At 56.6% G+C, this 16562-nt stretch carries 13 protein-coding genes; 6 read left to right on the top strand and 7 right to left on the bottom strand.

All coding sequences use genetic code 11. The features are described 5' to 3' along the window. Positions 1 to 35: 35 nt before the first annotated feature. From menA to priA, 6 genes are all read right to left on the bottom strand, one after another. A complete protein-coding gene (gene menA / locus KGP25_RS23800) occupies positions 36 to 956 on the bottom strand; it encodes a 1,4-dihydroxy-2-naphthoate polyprenyltransferase (protein ID WP_048226854.1) in 921 nt (306 codons plus the stop codon). 68 nt (positions 957 to 1024) lie between these two features. Beyond that, entirely contained in the window at positions 1025 to 2359 is a 1335-nt protein-coding gene (gene hslU, locus KGP25_RS23795; protein ID WP_023309685.1) for an HslU--HslV peptidase ATPase subunit, read from the bottom strand. 9 nt (positions 2360 to 2368) lie between these two features. Then, the gene (gene hslV / locus KGP25_RS23790) at positions 2369 to 2899 is read right to left on the bottom strand and encodes an ATP-dependent protease subunit HslV (protein WP_008501802.1); all 531 of its coding nucleotides are present in this window, start codon (positions 2897 to 2899) and stop codon (positions 2369 to 2371) included. A gap of 94 nt (positions 2900 to 2993) precedes the next feature. Then, positions 2994 to 3983 (bottom strand): cell division protein FtsN, encoded by a 990-nt coding sequence (gene ftsN / locus KGP25_RS23785; protein WP_167215579.1) that lies wholly within the window; start codon positions 3981 to 3983, stop codon positions 2994 to 2996. Positions 3984 to 4076: 93 nt separating this feature from the next. Beyond that, positions 4077 to 5102, bottom strand: a complete 1026-nt coding sequence (gene cytR, locus KGP25_RS23780) for a DNA-binding transcriptional regulator CytR (RefSeq protein ID WP_223539698.1) — start codon at positions 5100 to 5102, stop codon at positions 4077 to 4079. Between the two features lie 119 nt (positions 5103 to 5221). After that, the gene (gene priA, locus KGP25_RS23775; RefSeq protein ID WP_223539697.1) at positions 5222 to 7417 is read right to left on the bottom strand and encodes a primosomal protein N'; all 2196 of its coding nucleotides are present in this window, start codon (positions 7415 to 7417) and stop codon (positions 5222 to 5224) included. Between the two features lie 200 nt (positions 7418 to 7617). On the opposite strand from priA, the gene rpmE reads away from it, so the two are divergent. Together rpmE and KGP25_RS23765 are read left to right on the top strand one after the other, a co-directional pair. Further along, positions 7618 to 7830 carry a 50S ribosomal protein L31 gene (rpmE, locus tag KGP25_RS23770; protein WP_003862040.1) on the top strand — a complete coding sequence of 71 codons (213 nt, stop codon included), beginning with the start codon at positions 7618 to 7620 and terminating at the stop codon, positions 7828 to 7830. A 312-nt stretch (positions 7831 to 8142) separates the two neighbouring features. Next, entirely contained in the window at positions 8143 to 8823 is a 681-nt protein-coding gene (locus KGP25_RS23765) for an oligogalacturonate-specific porin KdgM family protein (protein ID WP_223539696.1), read from the top strand. A 41-nt stretch (positions 8824 to 8864) separates the two neighbouring features. Here KGP25_RS23765 and metJ read toward each other — a convergent pair whose 3' ends face one another. Next, the gene (metJ, locus tag KGP25_RS23760) at positions 8865 to 9182 is read right to left on the bottom strand and encodes a met regulon transcriptional regulator MetJ (protein WP_003862042.1); all 318 of its coding nucleotides are present in this window, start codon (positions 9180 to 9182) and stop codon (positions 8865 to 8867) included. A gap of 276 nt (positions 9183 to 9458) precedes the next feature. On the opposite strand from metJ, the gene metB reads away from it, so the two are divergent. The 4 genes from metB (at position 9459) to katG (ending at position 16561) form a co-directional block, all read left to right on the top strand. After that, positions 9459 to 10619, top strand: coding sequence for a cystathionine gamma-synthase (gene metB / locus KGP25_RS23755; protein ID WP_045909121.1), 1161 nt, complete (start codon positions 9459 to 9461; stop codon positions 10617 to 10619). A 2-nt stretch (positions 10620 to 10621) separates the two neighbouring features. Continuing rightward, positions 10622 to 13054, top strand: a complete 2433-nt coding sequence (locus KGP25_RS23750; RefSeq protein ID WP_008501797.1) for a bifunctional aspartate kinase/homoserine dehydrogenase II — start codon at positions 10622 to 10624, stop codon at positions 13052 to 13054. A gap of 226 nt (positions 13055 to 13280) precedes the next feature. After that, complete coding sequence (metF, locus tag KGP25_RS23745; RefSeq protein ID WP_024909186.1) at positions 13281 to 14171, top strand: methylenetetrahydrofolate reductase; 891 nt, start codon at positions 13281 to 13283, stop codon at positions 14169 to 14171. Between the two features lie 209 nt (positions 14172 to 14380). Continuing rightward, positions 14381 to 16561: a catalase/peroxidase HPI gene (katG, locus tag KGP25_RS23740; protein WP_167215585.1), complete on the top strand. Its 2181-nt coding sequence runs from the start codon at positions 14381 to 14383 to the stop codon at positions 16559 to 16561. Position 16562: the final 1 nt, after the last annotated feature.

The following is a 16562-nucleotide window of genomic DNA, read 5'->3' as shown; positions in this document are numbered from 1 at the left end:
GGCAAAATCATCAATTGTTAATTGATATTTGTCAGCTAACTGAGCGTCTGGCTTAAGACAATCCCGATGACGAACAACAGGTTAGTCAGCAGCGCGCCTTTTACCGTGCGCTCCAGCATCGGCGGCATGGCGGCCGGGCTACGTTCACGCATCACAAAACGGGCCTGCTTAATCAGCAGCGGCGCGGCAAGCACAAACAGCCAGCCCCACAGACTGTGCAGGGAAATCAGGTTAAACAACGCCAGGCAGAGCAGGGCCCCCATCAGCAGGCAGGCATGGTAACGACGCGCATTCACTGGCCCCAGACGGACCGCCAGGGTGTTTTTACCGTTCTCGCGATCGCTGTCGATGTCGCGCAGGTTGTTGATGTTGAGCACCGCTGTCGCCAGCAGACCGCAGGCGGTCGCAGGCAGGAACAGGGCAGGGATTACCGTATGCGCCTGTAAGTACCAGCTTCCCATGACGCTCAGCCAGCCGAAGAACACCAGTACGGAGATATCACCGAGCCCAATATAACCGTAAGGTCGCGTGCCGACGGTGTAGGTGATGGCCGCGATAATGGCCAATAAGCCTAGCACCAGAAAACCAATGAAATCGCTGGGAGTCTTAGATGCCACCGTCACCAGCGCCAGACCCGATAAACAGATCAGCACCACGGTGATAATCAACGCGCGCTTCATCTGCGCCTGGGTAATCACCCCTTTTTGCATTCCACGCAGCGGCCCGATACGGTCAGGTTTGTCGCTGCCTTTCACCGCGTCGCCGTAGTCGTTGGCGAGGTTGGAGAGGATTTGCAGCAGGCCGGCGGTAATCAATGCCAGCGCGGCGACCAGCGGATCGAAATAACCCTGCCACCAGGCAAGCGCCGTGCCGACGATAATCGCGGCGAAGGCCAGAGGGAGTGTTTTAGGGCGCAGACTTTCGAGCCACGCCTGCGTACGGCTGATGTCAGTCATAAGTATTTAGCCAATAAAAATGGGGGCATTAGCCCCCATTAAACGTGATGAGAATCCAGTAACCGCGATTATAGGATAAAACGGCTCAGATCTTCATCTGCCACTAACGCATCCAGATGTTTACTCACATATTCTGCGTCAATGGTAACGGTTTGACCGTTCAGGTCGCTCGCGTCGTAAGAGATATCTTCCACCAGGCGTTCCAGTACGGTATGCAGACGACGCGCACCGATGTTTTCGGTGGTTTCGTTCACCTGCCATGCAGCCTGGGCAATACGTTTGATACCGTCTTCGGTGAACTCGAGGTTCACGCCTTCGGTCGCCATCAGCGCTTTGTACTGTACGGTGGCAGAGGCGTTTGGCTCGGTCAGGATACGTTCGAAATCTTCGGTGGTCAGCGCCTGCAGCTCAACGCGGATAGGCAGACGGCCCTGCAGTTCCGGGATCAGATCCGACGGGCTGGCAACCTGGAAGGCACCTGATGCGATAAACAGGATGTGGTCCGTTTTCACCATGCCGTGCTTGGTGGAGACGGTGCAGCCTTCAACCAGCGGCAGCAGGTCGCGCTGAACGCCTTCGCGGGACACGTCCGGGCCGGAGCTGTTGCCGCCGCGCTTACAAATTTTGTCGATTTCGTCGATAAACACGATACCGTGCTGCTCAACCGCGTCGATAGCGTCCTGCTTCAGCTCTTCCGGGTTCACCAGCTTCGCCGCTTCTTCTTCAATCAGCAGCTTCATCGCGTCTTTGATTTTCAGCTTACGCGCTTTTTGCTTCTGACCGCCCAGGTTCTGGAACATGGACTGCAGCTGGCTGGTCATCTCTTCCATGCCCGGAGGCGCCATGATTTCCACACCCATTGGCGCGGCAGCGAGATCGATCTCAATCTCTTTGTCATCCAGCTGGCCTTCACGCAGTTTTTTGCGGAACGCCTGACGTGCAGCAGACGGTTCCGCCTGCTGTTCAGCCTGACCCCAGTTGTTTTTTGCCGGCGGGATCAGCACGTCGAGAATGCGCTCTTCGGCCATCTCTTCCGCGCGATAGCGGTTTTTCTCAATCGCCTGGACGCGCACCATTTTGATCGCCGAGTCGGTCAGATCGCGGATGATGGAGTCCACTTCTTTACCCACATAGCCCACTTCGGTGAACTTGGTGGCTTCAACTTTGATGAACGGCGCGTTAGCCAGCTTCGCCAGACGACGGGCGATTTCGGTTTTACCGACGCCGGTCGGGCCGATCATCAGAATGTTTTTCGGCGTAACTTCGTGGCGCAGCTCTTCGTCAAGCTGCATACGACGCCAGCGGTTACGCAGGGCGATAGCCACGGAGCGCTTGGCGTTATCCTGGCCGATAATGTGTTTGTTCAGTTCGCTGACAATTTCGCGTGGGGTCATTTCAGACATGGGAGATCCTTACGCTTTGGAGGTCAATTCTTCGATGGTGTGGTTGTGGTTGGTATAGATGCAGATATCACCTGCAATATCCAACGCCTTCACCGCGATATCACGCGCGTTCATGTCGGTATTTTCCAACAGCGCGCGGGCAGCAGCCTGGGCATAAGGGCCGCCAGAGCCGATGGCAATCAGGTCATTTTCCGGCTGAATCACGTCACCGTTACCGGTGATGATAAGCGATGCGGTCTCATCGGCGACCGCCAGCAGCGCTTCGAGCTTGCGCAGCATGCGGTCGGTACGCCAGTCTTTCGCCAGCTCAACGGCGGCTTTCACCAGATGACCCTGGTGCATTTCCAGTTTACGTTCAAACAGTTCAAACAGCGTGAAAGCATCCGCCGTGCCGCCTGCAAAGCCGGCGATCACTTTGTCGTTGTAGAGACGACGCACTTTCTTCACGTTGCCTTTCATGACGGTATTACCCAGCGTGGCCTGGCCATCACCGGCGATTACCACATGGCCGTTACGGCGTACACTTACTATTGTTGTCACGAGCAGACCCCCTGGTTACAGAATCGGGAAACAGAAGCCCTGAGCCTGTGCTCAGGGCTGAATTAAATGATAGATGGGGGGGAATTTGGGGGTTTCAACCCCCGGAGGCGAGTCGAATGCAGTTTGTGTGACCGGCGATTTTCAAACGAGAAAGTGTGCCATCGGCATTTTCTTTGCCTTTGACCGGACCAATCACCACGCGATTCCAGCCGTTATTGGTGGTAATACGCGAATCAAACCCTTCAAAGGCCAGCTGCGCGCGCACCGTTTCCGCCTGCTCCGCACCTTTGAACGAACCGCACTGTACCATCCAGCGACGTTCGTCTTTTTTCTCCGCCGTCTGCTTCGGCGCTTCGGTCTCTTTCGTTACCGGCGCGGCCTGCTGCGTTTTCGGCTGCTGGGCGGTGGTATGCGCTGGCGTCTGGAGCAGATCCTGATACGGCTGAGCCGCCTGCTTCTGCGGCTGCGTTTTAGGCTGCTGCTGGGCAGGCTGAGACTGCACCGTACGCGTCGGCTGCTGATACGGCTGTTCCGTGACCCGCGGCTGTGCCTTAGGCTGCTGTACCGGCTGAGTTTGCGCCCACTGCTGTTGCTGCTGAATCTGCTGTTGTGCCTGGCGACGCTGCAGCGTTTGCTGACGCTGTTCCGGCGTCTGCTCATTCCACGGCACTTCGTTCAGCTGCGTAGGCTGCTGGCGCATATCGGCCTGCATTTGTGCCAGCAGCTGACGCTGTTCATCCGTCAGCTGATTCGCATTCTGCACTTCACCACCCGCAGAAGGTTCGGTTGGCGCACGCACCCCAGGCTGACGGCTCTCCAGCTCTTTGATATAGCGCCAGCGCTCTTCAGGCTTCGGAGGGAGGCCATTTCCGGCGACTTTACTGGCCTGAAGCGCCTCGGACTCTTCTTTTTTATGGTGCGTGATAAAGTACAGGCCACCAATAAAGGCGACGACTACAGCCGCAGCAATAGCGACCATTGCTGGCGAGACAGCAGGCAGGTTACGTTGCTTTTTTCTTGAGCTACTCTTTTTGCGTCGCGAAGGTGCCGGCTGGCCGCGACGTACATAATCTCGTTGTGCCACTATCGTTTCGCTGTATTTATTCGTTCGTCAGTCCGCCATGTTACTTAAGCGGCGGGGCTTTGACCAGATAAGGGTATCCGAAAGACGTTTACTTTAAGTCAATGCCTGGGTCGTGCCGCGGACGATCAGTTCGCAGTCCAGTAACCGTGATCCGCTGCTAACTGTTTGACCGTGAAGCTGATCCAGCAGAAGCAGCATCGCTTCGCGGCCGATTTGGTAGCGCGGCTGAGCGACCGTTGAGAGCGGCGGATCGCAAAATTCCGAAAGCGAAATATTATCGAATCCGATGATGGATAAATCTTTCGGTATGCGAAGACCGCGGCGTTTGGCATACGATAATGCGCCCAGCGCCATCACGTCGCTGTGACAAAATACGGCGGTTGGCGGCTCAGGCAGGTCCAGAAGTTTCTCCAGCGCCTGTCCACCGGCTGCGAAGGTAAAATCACCGCGTGCAATGTAGTGCGGATCGACGGTGACGCCGGTCCGGCGCAGCGCCTGAACGTAGCCCTGCAAACGGTAGTGACACAGCGGCATCTCTTCCGGCCCGGCGATGCAGCCAATACGCTTATGCCCCAGCTCCTGGAGATAGTTTACGGCGTTGAACGCGGCGGTAAGGTTATCGATATGGACCGTCGGCAGCTCCAGCTCTGGCGCAAACTCGTTGGCCATGACCATCGGCGGTAAATTACGCTGCTCTTCGATGCTGGCATCAAACGGCAGGCGAGAGCCAAGCAGCAGCATGCCGTCGATCTGCTTGGTGATGATGAGGTCGATGAAGGTTTTTTCCTGCTGGTTCTGGTGGGCGCAGTCGCCAATCAGCACCAGATACCCCTGTTTCGCCGCGGTGACTTCAATGCCGCGGATAATCTCGCTAAAGAAAGGGTCACAGATGTCCGGCACAATCACCAGGATGGTGCGCGACTCGTTGCGTTTGACGTTACGCCCCATTGCCTGCGGAAAATAGCCCACTTCAAGCGCAGCCTGCTCCACCCGGTTACGGGTCGCCTGGGAGACTTTATCCGGGTTCATTAATGCGCGGGATACTGTTGCCGTAGAGACCTGTGCTTTCTGGGCAACGTCTTTCATGGTCGCAGTCGCAACCTCTTTCCTGGACTTCAACGTCTTCTCCTCGCCTGAACACCGAACTTCTGACATCACCATTTTTACAGATAGTTAATGGAATCGGTTACAGAATTTTCATAAAAAGTGTGAGGAGCGTTAAATTTTTCGATCCAGCTTCAGCCTTCGATAGGGTCGACGTCCAGGACCCACTTCACTTTTCGCGCTTCGGGCAAGGTGTTTATCAGTACCAGCGCGCCGCTGACGATATGCTGAAGACGAATACGCGAGGGGTGCTGGAGCAAGATCTGCCAGCGGAAACGGCCGCCGCGTTTTGGCGCGAGGGCAGGCACCGGGCCCAAAATCCACAGCTGGTTATCCACCAGCGGGCTGGCCTGCAGGAGGTTTCTCAGCTGCTGCAGGAAAAGTGGCGCCTGCTGGTTGTTATGATCTTCCGCGCGGATGATGACGTGGCTGGTCCACGGCGACAGTTGCATGGTCTGGCGTTCGGCCAGCGCCTGCTCGGCAAAGGCGTCATAGCCTTTGTGCAGCAGGGTTTGCAGCAGCGGGTGCTCCGGGTGGTGCGTTTGCAGCACCACTTCGCCCTGTTTACCGGCGCGTCCTGCTCGTCCGGCAACCTGGGTGTAAAGCTGGGCGAAGCGCTCGGCGGAGCGGAAATCTGCCGAGAACAGCGCGCCGTCCACGTCCAGCAGAGCGACCAGCGTCACGTCCGGGAAGTGGTGGCCCTTGGCCAGCATCTGGGTGCCAATCAGGATGCGCGCGCCACCGCGATGCACTTCCGCCAGCTGTTGTTCCAGCGCGCCTTTGCGGCTGGTGGTGTCCCGGTCGATACGCGAAATCGGCACGTCCGGGAAGAAGGGCCCAAGCGCCTGTTCCAGCTGTTCCGTCCCCAGACCGACCGGCACAATATGCGTTGAACCACATGACGGGCACTGGCGCGGCACCGGACGCTGGCTGTCGCAGTGGTGGCAGCGCAAATGCCGCTGGGCCTGATGGAAGGTGTAGTAGTGATCGCAGCGCGGGCACTCGGCAATCCAGCCGCAGTCGTGGCACAGCAGGGCGGGGGCAAACCCGCGACGGTTGAGGAACAGAATGACCTGATTCCCCGCCTGCAAATGCTGGCGCATGCGGGTAATCAGTGCAGGCGCTAGCCCCGCCTGAACCTGCTGACCTTTCAGATCCAGCACGTGCTGAATGGCCGGACGGGCATTCCCCGCCCGGCGCGTCAGGCGCAGCATGTGGTATTTACGCTGGCGCACGTTGTGCAGCGTTTCCAGCGCAGGTGTGGCGGATCCCAAAACAATAGGAATTTGCTCGCTGTGCGCGCGGTAGACGGCCAGATCGCGGGCGTGATAGCGCCAGCCTTCCTGCTGTTTATAGGAGCTGTCGTGCTCTTCGTCGATCACGATTACGCCAAGATTTTTAAACGGCGTGAACAGCGACGAACGGGTGCCAATCACAATCGCCGCTTCGCCGTTTTTCGCTTTCAGCCAGGCGCTGAGGCGCTCGCTGTCGTTCAGGCCGGAGTGCAGAACCTCAACCGGCGCGTTAAAGCGCTCGCGGAATCGGGCGATGGTTTGCGGCGTCAGGCCAATTTCCGGCACCATCACCAGCGCCTGTTTACCCTGCGCGAGCACGTTTTCCAGCACGCTCAGGTAAACTTCGGTCTTGCCGGAACCGGTGACCCCCGCCAGCAGCCAGGCAGAGAAATGATCGGAGGCGCTATGAATCGCGCCTACCGCGGTGGCCTGCTCGGTATTCAGACGCAGGCGATCCCCTGACACGGAGAAATTTTCCCGCCAGTAGTAAAGGGCAGGCGCTTCGCTTGCCAGGTCGCTCAGCCCTTTCTTTCTCAATGCCTGTAGCGCCGTTTCGCTGACCTCAAGCTCGTCGACCTGATGCCGCCAGATTTTCCCCTGACGCAGCGCCGCCAGCGCCTGCTGCTGTTTTTGCGAACGCTTCAGGCTGTTGATGTCGACGGCCTGGCCTTCCTCCGTGGCAAACCAGTACCACATCGGCGCGTGGCTGGCGCTTTTGCCCTGACGCAGCATCATTGGCAGGGCGTGGAACAGGACGTCGCCAATCGGGTGATGATAATAATCTGCCGCCCACAGCAGCAGTCGCCAGGTGCTGGTGGAGTAAACAGGCTCGCTGTCCAGCACCTCAACGACCGATTTCAGTTCGTTAAGCGGCAGTTCGCTTTTATCGCTGACGGAGACAACGATCCCCACGCGCTGCTGTTTGCCAAACGGCACGGTCACGCGGCAGCCCGCTTTGGCGTTCATGCTGTCGGGCAGCAGATAGTCAAAGGTACGGGGAAGCGGAACGGGCAGGGCAACGTGAGCGACGGGCATCGAATCTTCCTGACTTGAAAAGTGGCGCGTTAGTATACACATTAGTAAAAGCGGCGTGCGGATCAGTTTGCATACGTTGGTCAAATTCTGTATGATTCGCCGCCTTTGGTGTACTTTACGCCAAAGAACTTACAATCAACATCGCGTGGTGTCTGGCGTTAGGGCTGGAAGAGCGACGCGGCCTTAACTGAGGTTCTCCCATGAAAAAAGATATTCACCCGAAATACGAAATGATTACTGCAAACTGTTCTTGCGGTAACTCTATCCAGATCCGCTCTACCGTGGGTCACGATCTGAACCTGGACGTGTGCGGCAAATGCCACCCGTTCTACACTGGTAAGCAGCGTGATGTTGCAACCGGTGGCCGTGTTGACCGCTTCAACAAGCGTTTCAGCATCCCGGGCGCTAAATAAGCATCCAGAAAAAACCGCCTACGGGCGGTTTTTTTGTGCCTGTTATATCCCTTCTGAATAAATCACACCTGGATATTTCTATCTAAAATAATTAATTACGCATCATTGTATTAAAATATTTGTCTGATGTATTCTTTAACGGATAGTGAACTGCATCTCTCATTTCTTTAATTCTTTGCCACCTTTTAATGAGTGTGTCAAAAATTAAAAGGTTTCTCTCGTTTCGTAAAATTACACTTCGCCCGTCATACATTCTTATTCGCCATTACGACAAGGTGGCTTTCAGGGCGCATTTACTTCGAGGGAACTGTTATGAAATTGAAGCAAGTCTTATTTGTGCTTCCGTTAATATCGTGCGCGGCGCAGGCGGGATATGTGGATTACCGACACGAGTATTACGACGATGGGCGTAACTATGACCGTGTATACATGTCACACCGCTTTAGCACCGGCTTTGGCGTAGCGGTTGAGGCGGTATCGCGCTCCGATAATAAGCAGTCTAACGACGCGCTTAATAATATGGAAAGTAACAGCAACGAATATACCGCAAGCTATCAATTTACCTGGCAAGGTTTTATATGGCAGCCGGGCGTCGCCGTTGAAATGGGTGATGACATGGCCATCTATAAGCCTTATCTGCGCGTACAGTATAATATTAATGACAGCTGGTGGACGGCGTTTCGTTATCGTACGGAGTACACTCGCCGTAATGCTGACGGTAAAGATGATCGTATGGTTTATCGTCCGGAAGTGTGGCTGGGTTATAATATTGATAGCTGGATGTTCGAGTTAAACGGCATTTATAAATTCGCCGACAACGAAGACCTGTATAACAATAAAAAAGAAGATTACGAATATAACTTCCGCGTGGCGTATAACATCGACTCGTGGATCCCGTTTATCGAAGTGGGCAATGTCTCTTCCGGCTATAACACCGCCACCAGCGACGATCGCCAGACGCGTCTGCGCGTGGGTTTAGGCTACAACTTCTAAAAACTATCCCGCTGAGTCACCTCAGCGGGATCACACCGCAGTTAGTATTCCCACGTCTCCGGGTCAATACCCAGTTCACGCATGATTACTTTCGCCTCTTCCGGGATTTCGTCACTACGCTCTTTGCGCAGATCGTCATCGTTCGGCAACGGTTGACCGGTAAACGCATGCAGAAACGCTTCGCACAGCAGTTCGCTGTTGGTTGCGTGGCGCAGGTTATTCACCTGACGACGCGTACGTTCATCGGTGAGGATCTTCAACACCTTCAGAGGAATGGAAACCGTAATTTTCTTTACTTGCTCACTCTTCTTACCGTGCTCAGCGTATGGGCTGATATATTCGCCGCTCCATTCAGCCATGAGATACCTTTAATCCTCTCAGTCATTTATTTAAAGGTGCAAAACCGGTAACCACCCGTTTTGAACCGCAATCTTGCCTAGTTTACCGTAGAGACGATACCGTGGCACGGATATTGCCGCTGCAGCGTGCACTAAAGCATATAATTTTAACGGCTATTTGCGCATTGCTCAATCTATACGCAAAGAAGTTTAGATGTCCAGATGTATTGACGTCCATACTTTCAGTGTTTACTCTGGTGCCTGACTTTTCACCTCATTCGCCAGGAAGCCCTCACCATGACGCGTAAACAGGCCACTATCGCAGTGCGTAGCGGATTAAATGATGACGAGCAGTACGGCTGCGTTGTCCCGCCCATTCATCTTTCCAGTACTTACAACTTCACCGGATTTAATGAACCCCGCGCGCATGATTACTCGCGTCGTGGCAACCCTACGCGTGACGTGACCCAGCGTGCGCTGGCCGAACTGGAAGGTGGCGCAGGTGCTGTGTTAACCAACACGGGGATGTCCGCCATTCACCTGGTGACCACCGTGTTCCTGAAACCAGGCGACCTGCTGGTTGCGCCGCACGATTGCTACGGCGGCAGCTATCGCCTGTTTGATAGCCTGGCGAAACGCGGCTGCTATCGCGTATTGTTTGTCGATCAAAACGACGAACAGGCGTTGAAACAGGCGCTGGCAGAGAAACCGAAGCTGGTTCTGGTAGAAAGTCCAAGCAATCCATTGTTGCGCGTTGTCGATATTGCGAAAATTTGTCAGCTTGCAAGGGATGCGGGAGCGATAAGTGTAGTGGATAATACGTTCCTCAGTCCGGCCCTTCAGAACCCACTCGCACTGGGTGCCGATCTGGTATTGCATTCATGCACTAAATATCTGAACGGCCATTCTGACGTGGTAGCAGGCGTGGTGATTGCCAAAGATCCGGATGTTGTCACCGAACTGGCATGGTGGGCCAATAATATTGGCGTCACCGCAGGCGCCTTCGACAGCTACCTGCTGTTGCGCGGTATCCGCACGCTGTCGCCGCGCATGGACGTGGCGCAGCGCAATGCTCAGGCGATTGTCGACTTCCTGAAAACCCAGCCGCTGGTGAAGAAGCTGTATCACCCGTCGCTGCCGGAAAATCAGGGGCACGAGATTGCCGCGCGCCAGCAGAAAGGGTTTGGCGCGATGTTAAGTTTTGAACTGGACGGTGACGAGCAAACGCTGCGTCGCTTCCTGAGCGGGCTGTCATTGTTTACGCTGGCGGAATCCTTAGGTGGGGTTGAAAGCTTGATCTCCCACGCCGCGACCATGACGCACGCAGGAATGGCACCCGAAGCACGTGCCGCCGCCGGTATTTCTGAGACGCTGCTGCGGATCTCAACCGGTATTGAAGATTCTGAAGATTTAATTGCCGATCTGGAAAATGGCTTCCGGATCGCAGCCAAGGGGTAATCATGAGTGTGATAGCGCAGGCAGGGGCGAAGGGTCGTCAACTGCACAAGTTTGGTGGTAGTAGTCTTGCTGATGTGAAATGTTACCTGCGTGTCGCAGGGATCATGACGGAATATTCACAGCCGGGTGACATGATGGTTGTCTCGGCGGCGGGCAGCACCACCAACCAGTTGATTAGCTGGCTGAAACTGAGCCAGACCGATCGCCTTTCTGCGCATCAGGTGCAACAGTCCTTACGTCGTTACCAGAGCGAGCTGATTGCTGGCTTGCTGCCTGCGGACGTAGCGGACGGGCTGATCAGCGCCTTCACGCATGACCTTGAGCGTCTGGCCGCCCTGCTGGATAGCGGCATTACCGATGCGGTGTATGCCGAAGTGGTGGGGCACGGTGAAGTGTGGTCCGCGCGCCTGATGGCTGCGGTTCTGCAACACCTGGGTGTGGACGCCGCCTGGCTCGACGCGCGTGATTTCCTGCGCGCCGAACGTGCCGCGCAGCCACAGGTGGATGAAGGCCTGTCCTACCCGCTGCTGCAACAGCTGCTGGTGCAGCATCCGGGCAAACGTATTGTGGTTACCGGCTTTATCAGCCGCAGCAACGCGGGTGAAACCGTGCTGCTGGGCCGTAACGGCTCCGACTACTCGGCAACGCAAATCGGTGCGCTGGCGGGCGTGTCCCGCGTCACCATCTGGAGCGACGTGGCCGGTGTTTACAGCGCGGATCCGCGCAAAGTAAAAGATGCCTGCCTGCTGCCGCTGCTGCGCCTGGATGAAGCCAGCGAACTGGCGCGTCTGGCCGCACCGGTGCTGCACGCGCGCACCCTGCAGCCGGTTTCCGGCAGTGATATCGACCTCCAGTTGCGCTGCAGCTACACCCCGGATCAAGGCTCCACGCGCATTGAGCGCGTGCTGGCGTCCGGTACCGGGGCGCGTATTGTCACCAGCCACGACGACATCTGCCTGATTGAGTTCCAGGTGCCTGCGGGCCAGGACTTCAGGCTGGCGCATAAAGAGATCGACACGATCCTGAAACGCGCCCAGGTGCGTCCGCTGGCCGTGGGTGTTCACAATGACCGCCAGCTGCTGCAGTTCTGCTATACCGCAGAAGTGGCGGACAGCGCCCTGAAAATTCTGGATGAAGCCGGTCTGCCGGGCGAGCTTCGCCTGCGTCAGGGGCTGGCGCTGGTGGCGATGGTGGGCGCGGGCGTCACCCGTAACCCGCTGCACTGCCACCGCTTCTGGCAGCAGCTGAAAGGCCAGCCGGTGGAGTTCACCTGGCAGTCGGAAGAGGGTATTAGCCTGGTTGCCGTTCTGCGCAAAGGGCCAACCGAAAGCCTGATTCAGGGTCTGCATACCTCCCTGTTCCGCGCGGAAAAACGCATCGGCCTGGTGCTGTTTGGTAAAGGCAACATCGGTTCCCGCTGGCTGGAGCTGTTTGCCCGCGAACAGGTCACGCTTTCGGCGCGTACCGGGTTCGAATTCATTCTCGCAGGCGTGGTGGACAGCCGCCGCAGCCTGCTGAACTACGAAGGGCTGGATGCCAGCCGCGCGCTTGCCTTCTTTAATGATGAAGCAGTCGAGCAGGATGAAGAGTCGCTGTTCCTGTGGATGCGTGCGCACCCGTATGACGATCTGGTGGTGCTGGACGTTACCGCCAGCGAACAGCTTGCCGATCAGTATCTTGATTTCGCCAGCCACGGTTTCCACGTCATCAGCGCCAACAAGCTGGCGGGGGCAAGCAGCACCGACAAATACCGCCAGATCCACGACGCGTTTGAAAAAACCGGTCGTCACTGGCTGTATAACGCCACCGTGGGTGCGGGCCTGCCGGTAAACCACACCGTGCGCGACCTGATTGAAAGCGGCGACAGCATTCTGGCGCTGAGCGGTATCTTCTCCGGCACGCTCTCCTGGCTGTTCCTGCAGTTTGACGGCACCGTACCGTTCACCGACCTGGTGGATCAGGCGTGGCAGCAGGGCTTAACGGAACCCGATCCGCGCGTTGACCTCTCCGGTAAAGACGTGATGCGCAAGCTGGTGATCCTGGCGCGTGAAGCGGGTTATGACATCGAACCGGATTCCGTCCGCGTCGAGTCGCTGGTGCCTGCCGGCTGTGAAGAAGGTTCTGTGGACCATTTCTTTGAAAATGGCGAAGAACTTAACGAGCAGATGGTGCAGCGTCTGGAAGCCGCGAACGAGATGGGGCTGGTGCTGCGCTACGTGGCGCGTTTCGAGGCCAACGGAAAAGCGCGAGTCGGTGTCGAGGCGGTGCGTCCTGAACATCCGCTGGCGGCGCTGCTGCCGTGCGATAACGTCTTCGCCATCGAAAGCCGCTGGTACCGCGATAACCCGCTGGTGATCCGCGGCCCGGGCGCCGGGCGCGACGTTACTGCCGGCGCCATCCAGTCCGACATCAACCGTCTGGCTAAGCTGCTGTAAAAACTCAATTTCCCTCTCCCTGTGGGAGAGGGTTAGGGTGAGTGCAGTCTAATGCACTCACCCCCATCATGAATTTCCCTCATCTTCCCTGAGCAAACCTCACCGTTATTGTTGATTATTTCTATTGACGTCCCTCCGCTTTTCCGTCATTTTTACATCTGGACGTCTAAACGTATAGAAGTTCACAACACAACAGACAATGACACGCGATTGATAGGGGTAGGGTATGAGCTTTTTTCACGCCAACCAGCGGGAAGCACTGAACCAGAGCCTGGCCGAAGTAAACGGCCAGATTAACGTCTCTTTTGAATTTTTCCCGCCGCGCACCAGTGAAATGGAGCAAACCCTGTGGAGCTCTATCGATCGTCTCAGCAGCCTGAAACCGAAGTTTGTCTCCGTGACCTACGGTGCGAACTCCGGCGAGCGTGACCGTACCCACAGCATCATTAAAGGCATCAAAGATCGTACCGGTCTGGAAGCGGCGCCGCATCTCACCTGTATCGACGCCACCCGCGACGAGCTGCGTGCCATCGCCCAGGATTACTGGAATAACGGCATTCGGCATATTGTTGCGCTGCGCGGCGATCTGCCGCCGGGCAGCGGTAAGCCGGACATGTATGCCGCCGATCTGGTCGGGCTGTTGAAGGGCGTGGCTGACTTTGATATCTCCGTTGCCGCCTATCCTGAGGTTCATCCGGAAGCGAAAAGCGCCCAGGCGGATCTGCTTAACCTCAAGCGTAAGGTGGATGCCGGCGCGAACCGCGCCATTACCCAGTTCTTCTTTGATGTCGAAAGCTATCTGCGCTTCCGTGACCGCTGCGTTTCCGCGGGCATCGACGTTGAAATTATCCCGGGTATTTTGCCGGTCTCTAACTTCAAACAGGCGAAGAAATTTGCTGATATGACCAATGTGCGTATTCCGCTTTGGATGTCTAAAATGTACGAGGGGCTGGACGATGACCCGGAAACACGCAAGCTGGTGGGCGCAAACATCGCGATGGACATGGTAAAGATCTTAAGTCGTGAAGGGGTGAAGGATTTCCACTTCTACACGCTGAACCGTGCTGAGATGAGTTACGCCATATGCCACACGCTCGGCGTTAGACCAGGCGTGTAACAAAAAAGAGCCCTCTTCGGAGGGTTTTTTGATTTATAAGGGTTTTATTTTCCTGCCATATCAGCAATGCTGCCTTTGACGTACAAAACTCATGTATTTTCCATGGGAAATTAAACGGATTTAACTATCGAATCTGTGGGTTATCTCAACTATACCTTATCAACAAGGGCGTATATCGTAACGGTAACACTGTAAAAGGGAGCATAGCGATGAGCACGTCAGACGAGACCAATAAAGCGGCATCAGTCGGCAAATGCCCGTTCCATCAGGGCGGCGTCGATCACAGCGCGGGCGCAGGTACAGGCAGCCGCGACTGGTGGCCAAAACAACTCCGCATCGATCTTCTTAACCAACATTCCAATCGTTCGAACCCGCTGGGTGAAGACTTCGACTACCGCAAAGAATTCAGCAAACTTGATTACTCTGCCCTTAAAGGCGACCTTAAAGCACTCCTAACCGACTCTCAGCCGTGGTGGCCAGCCGACTGGGGCAGCTACGCGGGCCTGTTTATCCGCATGGCGTGGCACGGCGCGGGTACCTATCGCTCCGTTGACGGGCGCGGCGGGGCAGGACGCGGTCAACAGCGCTTTGCGCCGCTGAACTCCTGGCCGGATAACGTGAGCCTGGATAAAGCGCGCCGTCTGCTGTGGCCCATCAAGAAAAAATACGGACAAAAAATTTCCTGGGCTGACCTGTTTATCCTCGCGGGTAACGTGGCGCTGGAGAATTCGGGCTTCCGCACCTTTGGTTTCGGTGCCGGGCGTGAAGACGTCTGGGAACCGGATCTGGACGTGAACTGGGGTGATGAAAAAGCCTGGCTGACCCACCGCGATCCGGAAGCGCTGGCGAAGCGTCCTCTGGCCGCCACCGAAATGGGCCTGATCTACGTGAACCCGGAAGGGCCAAACGCCAGCGGTGAACCACTGTCAGCGGCGGCAGCGATTCGCGCGACCTTCGGCAACATGGGCATGAACGATGAAGAGACCGTGGCGCTGATTGCTGGTGGTCACACCCTCGGCAAGACTCACGGCGCGGGTGAAGCCACCCACGTGGGTACCGACCCGGAAGCCTCACCAATTGAAGCCCAGGGCTTGGGCTGGGCCAGCACGCACGGCACGGGCGTGGGCGCTGATGCTATTACCTCCGGTCTGGAAGTCATCTGGTCACAAACCCCGACGCAGTGGAGCAACTACTTCTTCGAGAACCTGTTCAAATACGAATGGGTGCAGACCCGCAGCCCGGCAGGGGCGATTCAGTTTGAAGCCGTTGATGCACCGGAAATCATGCCCGATCCGTTCGACCCGTCGAAAAAACGCAAGCCGACCATGCTGGTCACCGACCTGACGCTGCGTTTTGACCCGGAATTCGAAAAGATTTCCCGCCGTTTCCTGAACGATCCGCAGGCCTTCAACGAAGCCTTCGCGCGCGCGTGGTTCAAACTGACCCACCGTGATATGGGGCCAAAATCGCGTTACCTTGGCCCGGAAGTGCCGAAAGAAGATCTGATTTGGCAGGACCCGCTGCCGCAGGCGGTATTCAATCCGACCAAAGAGGACATTGAAAGCCTGAAAGCGGAAATTGCGGCCTCGGGTCTCTCCGTGAGCGAACTGGTTTCTGTGGCCTGGGCGTCGGCATCGACTTTCCGCGGTGGCGATAAACGTGGCGGTGCCAACGGCGCGCGTCTGGCGCTGGCGCCTCAGCGTGACTGGGATGTGAACGCCGCGGCGGTTCGCGCGTTACCGGCGCTCGAAGCTATCCAGCGCACCACCAACAAAGCCTCTCTGGCCGATATCATCGTGCTGGCAGGTGTGGTAGGCGTTGAGCAGGCCGCAAAAGCGGCAGGTGTGTATGTCACCGTACCGTTCACGCCGGGCCGTGTGGATGCGCGTCAGGATCAGACGGATATCGAGATGTTTAACCTGCTCGAACCGATTGCCGATGGCTTCCGCAACTACCGTGCACAGGTGGATGTGTCCACCACGGAGTCACTGCTGATTGATAAAGCCCAACAGCTGACGCTGACCGCGCCGGAGCTGACGGTGCTGATTGGTGGTCTGCGCGTGCTGGGTGCCAACTTTGATGGCAGCAAGAACGGCGTGTTCACCAACCGTGAGGGCGTGCTGAGCACTGATTTCTTCGTGAATCTGCTGGATATGAACACCCAGTGGAAGGCGACCGACGAATCCAATGAGCTGTTTGCCGGAAGCGATCGCGCCAGCGGTGAAGTAAAATATACCGCCACCCGCGCCGATCTGGTCTTCGGTTCTAACGCCGTCCTGCGCGCGCTGGCAGAGGTTTATGCCAGCGATGATGCGCATGAGAAGTTCGTTCGCGACTTCGTTGCCGCATGGGCGAAGGTAATGGATTTGGATCGGTTTGACGTGAAGTAAC

The organism is Enterobacter sp. JBIWA003, assembly GCF_019968825.1.
GTDB classification, from domain to species: domain Bacteria; phylum Pseudomonadota; class Gammaproteobacteria; order Enterobacterales; family Enterobacteriaceae; genus Enterobacter; species Enterobacter quasiroggenkampii.
The sequence above is the reverse complement of the archived record's forward strand: the minus strand, read 5'-3'. Positions and strand labels throughout refer to the sequence as shown.

Coding starts and splice junctions, on each gene's coding strand:
- menA (WP_048226854.1), bottom strand. CDS start 956: ATGACTGACATCAGCCGTACGCAGGCGTGGCTCGAAAGTCTGCGCCCT.
- hslU (WP_023309685.1), bottom strand. CDS start 2,359: ATGTCTGAAATGACCCCACGCGAAATTGTCAGCGAACTGAACAAACAC.
- priA (WP_223539697.1), bottom strand. CDS start 7,417: ATGCCCGTCGCTCACGTTGCCCTGCCCGTTCCGCTTCCCCGTACCTTT.
- rpmE (WP_003862040.1), top strand. CDS start 7,618: ATGAAAAAAGATATTCACCCGAAATACGAAATGATTACTGCAAACTGT.
- KGP25_RS23765 (WP_223539696.1), top strand. CDS start 8,143: ATGAAATTGAAGCAAGTCTTATTTGTGCTTCCGTTAATATCGTGCGCG.
- metJ (WP_003862042.1), bottom strand. CDS start 9,182: ATGGCTGAATGGAGCGGCGAATATATCAGCCCATACGCTGAGCACGGT.
- metB (WP_045909121.1), top strand. CDS start 9,459: ATGACGCGTAAACAGGCCACTATCGCAGTGCGTAGCGGATTAAATGAT.
- KGP25_RS23750 (WP_008501797.1), top strand. CDS start 10,622: ATGAGTGTGATAGCGCAGGCAGGGGCGAAGGGTCGTCAACTGCACAAG.
- metF (WP_024909186.1), top strand. CDS start 13,281: ATGAGCTTTTTTCACGCCAACCAGCGGGAAGCACTGAACCAGAGCCTG.
- katG (WP_167215585.1), top strand. CDS start 14,381: ATGAGCACGTCAGACGAGACCAATAAAGCGGCATCAGTCGGCAAATGC.